Annotated in this window: 3 protein-coding genes and 1 pseudogene; 3 read left to right on the top strand and 1 reads right to left on the bottom strand. The window is 53.5% G+C overall.

The genetic code is table 11. The annotated features are described in order from the left end of the window. The 3 genes and pseudogenes from MRX98_RS21600 to MRX98_RS21590 form a co-directional block, all read left to right on the top strand. A pseudogene (locus MRX98_RS21600) lies at positions 1 to 826 on the top strand (ISKra4-like element ISTni1 family transposase); the annotation flags it as partial. Between the two features lie 7 nt (positions 827 to 833). Then, complete coding sequence (locus tag MRX98_RS21595; protein ID WP_246915182.1) at positions 834 to 1,178, top strand: hypothetical protein; 345 nt, start codon at positions 834 to 836, stop codon at positions 1,176 to 1,178. Positions 1,179 to 1,365: 187 nt separating this feature from the next. Continuing rightward, on the top strand, positions 1,366 to 1,722 hold the full coding sequence (locus MRX98_RS21590; RefSeq protein ID WP_246915179.1) for a hypothetical protein: 357 nt from the start codon (positions 1,366 to 1,368) through the stop codon (positions 1,720 to 1,722). A 40-nt stretch (positions 1,723 to 1,762) separates the two neighbouring features. Here the strand turns inward: MRX98_RS21590 and MRX98_RS21585 are convergent, their stop codons facing one another. Then, positions 1,763 to 2,182 carry an SNF2-related protein gene (locus MRX98_RS21585; RefSeq protein WP_246915176.1) on the bottom strand — a complete coding sequence of 140 codons (420 nt, stop codon included), beginning with the start codon at positions 2,180 to 2,182 and terminating at the stop codon, positions 1,763 to 1,765. Positions 2,183 to 2,443: the final 261 nt, after the last annotated feature.

Genomic DNA, 2,443 nt, shown 5'->3' with positions numbered 1-2,443 from the left:
CAGCATGATCCATGATGAAGTCGACAAATGGGTTGACCTGATCATCGCCGAGGCGTTTGCAGACGGTAAAAAGCCGACACTTACCGAGCTCAGCGAGCTGTTTGCCAAAACGAAGAAACAGTTTTTCGGCGCCTGTTTGCAGGCTTTAATTGAGAAAAAATACGCCGGTGAATTGGACCGGGATCATGCCCCTTGCCCCAAATGCGGCAAAACGTGCAAGCGGCGCCGGGCCGATCTCAAACAGATCGTCAGCATGCAAGGCCCCAGCGCGTTGAAGCGGCCCTGGTTTTACTGCGTGGATTGTTCATACGGTTTTTCACCCCTGGACCAGGTGCTTGAGCTCAGCCGCAAGAAATATCAGTTCGACGTTCAGCACAAAGCGACCCGCACCAGCGCCGAGGTGCCCTTTACCGGCGGCAGCGACCTGTTTGCGGAGTTGACCGATCAGCCCGTGAGCGACCATTTCATGCACGACACCTTTGAAGCCGTGGGTGCGCATGCCACGCTGGCCGATGTCATTCCTGCCGCTGACCAGATCGCCGAGCGCTGTGGGCAGGTGAGCGATGTTGCCTGGCGCCCGATTCTGGTGGTCGCCTCCGATGGCGCCCATGTGCCCACACGGCCCAAAGCGCGACGCAACGAGAAAAGAGGCCAGGGCCGGTGGCAGGAAGCCAAGGGCTTTCGCATCTATTTGCTGGGTCAGGATCGGATCGTACATGTGGCCAGCTGGCACCAGATACAAAATGAGGAACAGTTTGGCCGCGATTTGTCATTCGTGGCCTCGCGCATTGCCCAGCACGATCTGCGCATCGGGCTGTTGGGTTGAAAGCACAATGACCCGGCTCTTTTACGGCGAAGTCGATAGCGTGATTTGGGGCCTTGAGCGCATGAAACCGCCGGACGCCACGGCAAAGGAGGAAATCCGAAAACTGATCGGATACCTTCTCAACAATCGGGAAAGAATCCATTACCGCGGGGACCGTATCGGTGGCTATCCGATCGGCAGTGGCGGTATCGAATCAGCCAACAAGTTCATTTGCCACACCCGCATGAAACGCTCCGGGGATTGGTGGGTGAAGCAGACCGGAAACCGGATGCTCGCGATCCGTTGTGCCATCTATAATGGCACCTACGACAAGGTCTTTCAAAAGTACAAAGTGGCGCAGATACCACAGTGATCAATTACTTTTTTTTAACAGTTTGGTAATGTTCCCAATCGATATTAGAGATGCTTTTTTCGAGGGAAGCTTCGTACCGGTAAAAAAGGGGTTCAAATGTGCCATGCTTTCTTTTGCCTTGCCTGCTTTATATTTGTGTTAAACAGGTTCTAAAATGGCCAATAGGTAGATCACGGAGAGAACTTTAATGAGAAGATATTTTTATTTTGGTTTGGTAGCCTTCGCCGCATTGCTCTACTTTTTCCCCTTTGAGCATAATTCGGGTTTATATCGAATCCAGCAGGTGGTTAAGTCTATCGGCAAGTCTGAAGCTGACTATCGGAACGAGTTGATGCTGAAACAGCAAGAGCTCAGACAATATGAAGATATGATACAGAGTATAACGATCCAAATTGAAAATATTATCGCCAATGCACCCATTTGCCCGAAAACAGGCCGAAGAATTGAGATCGCGCTGGACCATGACCCAAGACCGGAATTTCTTTCAAAATGTAACACATTGCGTGAAGAGATCAAGACAATTGAAGACAAGTTAAATAAATAACCTGAAGCATATCCAGGGCCTTGCCGGTGCGCGCATCCCCTTACTGGGCCGCCCGTTGCACGGCGCCGCCCAGCACCCGGTCGCAGGAGCGGTCGCTGAAGCGCAGGATTTCCGATCGCCACTGGGATCTAACTGAAGCCGGGCAGATTATCAGCACCTTGGAGACCGGCGCTTGGCGGGCGAGCAGTTCTACCACGCTGATACCCTGGTTGGTCTTGTCCAGGCCCATGTCGTCGGCCAGGATGGCCCGGTCGGCGCCCGCCGCAAAGGCGATGCCGTCCAGCTGATAAGGCCTCATTTTGGTTTTGAGCAGGCTCCGGCGTAAGGGGTGGGCCTCCGGATCCTTGCGGATTTCTTCTGCCACCGCGGTCATGCGCGCGCGTAACAGACTCTGCTGGATAAATTCCTCGGCATCCGGGTAGAGGATGATCTTTGCGCCCAGTTTATCAATCCGGGCCATGCGTAGCCGCAGATCCTTCGGGTCCTGGATGGGGAGGCCGCGCAAGGGGGCGAGGTGTTTTAAGCTGAAGTTCGACAGTTGTTCTAAAAACGCACGTCGAAAATCGGCGTAAGGTCACGATTTTACACAACCAGGCATGATTTCGACCCCCAAAAGGTAGTGCCACAGATTACCGATGGAACCATTGACAAATTTGATCACAACAGCAGGTATTGAGGGAGTGTCCTTGGCTTTGGAGGCTCCCGGTGTTCGCACGCGTTT

The organism is Desulfatitalea alkaliphila (assembly GCF_022968795.1).
GTDB lineage: Bacteria > Desulfobacterota > Desulfobacteria > Desulfobacterales > Desulfosarcinaceae > Desulfatitalea > Desulfatitalea alkaliphila.
This window is presented reverse-complemented; position numbering and strand designations above follow the sequence as displayed.